General features: G+C 66.5%; 3 protein-coding genes. All 3 read left to right on the top strand.

Going from position 1 to position 1,020, the window contains the following annotated elements; all coding sequences use genetic code 11:
* Positions 1 to 319 (top strand): MotA/TolQ/ExbB proton channel family protein (locus EB084_26505; protein ID NDD31814.1); only part of this gene is annotated, 319 nt, incomplete at its 5' end.
* Positions 316 to 756, top strand: a complete 441-nt coding sequence (locus tag EB084_26510; protein ID NDD31815.1) for a biopolymer transporter ExbD — start codon at positions 316 to 318, stop codon at positions 754 to 756. The genes EB084_26505 and EB084_26510, both read left to right, overlap by 4 nt.
* Positions 757 to 758: 2 nt before the next feature.
* The coding region (locus EB084_26515; protein ID NDD31816.1) for a hypothetical protein at positions 759 to 1,020 on the top strand (262 nt) is incomplete at its 3' end.

A 1,020-nucleotide genomic window follows, 5' to 3' on the forward strand; every position in this document is an offset into this window, starting at 1 on the left:
CGACACCACGTACTCGGCCGCGCCTCTTGTGGGCCTCCTCGGAACCATCGTGGGCATGATGAGCACCTTTCGCGTGGTCGCGCAGCACCTTGCCAAGGACCCCAACGCCGATACCAGCAGCGTGACCGCCGGCATCGGTGAGGCGCTCATCACCACCGCAACCGGCATCGTCGTGGCCGTGGTGTGCCTCATCTTTCACAACATCTTCCAGGCCTGGGCCGATACCCAGATGGACGCCGCCGAGGTGGTGGCGGCCGATGTCATCGAGGCCCTGGCTGAGCACCGCCCCCACAGAGCCGATGGCGGGACGGGCCGATGAAGCTCTTCGGCGAGCGTCATCGGCGTCGGCCACGCCTCGAGATCCTGCCCATGATCGATGTCATGCTGCTGCTGCTCGTCTACTACATCCTCTCGACCATCACCCTCGGCCACGAGCACGGCATCCCGGTGAAGCTTCCCCAGGCACAGACGGGGGAAGCGGCCACGTCGCATCAAGAGCTGATGATCACCATCACCCATGACGGAGAGTTCTTCCTCGGAAAGGAGAAGATCCGTCAGGAGGATCTGGTGCCCTCGGTGAAGGCGATCATCGCGCGCACGGCGGGAGGGGCACAGGCGCTGCAGGAGACGGGCGTGGTCATCAACGCCGATCTGAGTGTGCAGCATCGCCTGGTGGTCTCGACCATGGACGCGCTGCGCGCCCTCGGCGTCACCCAGTTCGCCATCGCCACCGACCCGGGAGACGCACGACCGTGAGGGTGTTCTGGGCGGCGGTGGCACTCTCCATCGTGCTTCACTTCCTTGTGCTTCCGGTGCTCATGGATACATTGACGTTCATGAACGCGGCTCAGGCGCGTCAGCGGGTTCGGGTGACCCTGCGCACCCTGCGGCCCGTGCCGCGCCCTGTCGAGGTGAAGCCCGCCATCAAGCCCAGACCCACGCCCAAGCCATCTCCTCGGCCGACTCCAAGGCCGCGTGCCAGCGTGGCGCCCCCCCCCAAGGCCGCGGCACCGCAGCCGA

The organism is Pseudomonadota bacterium (genome assembly GCA_010028905.1).
GTDB lineage: Bacteria > Vulcanimicrobiota > Xenobia > RGZZ01 > RGZZ01 > RGZZ01.

Bases quoted from the DNA above. Each gene is read 5' to 3' on its own strand.
- EB084_26510 (NDD31815.1), top strand. From the start codon at position 316: ATGAAGCTCTTCGGCGAGCGTCATCGGCGTCGGCCACGCCTCGAGATC.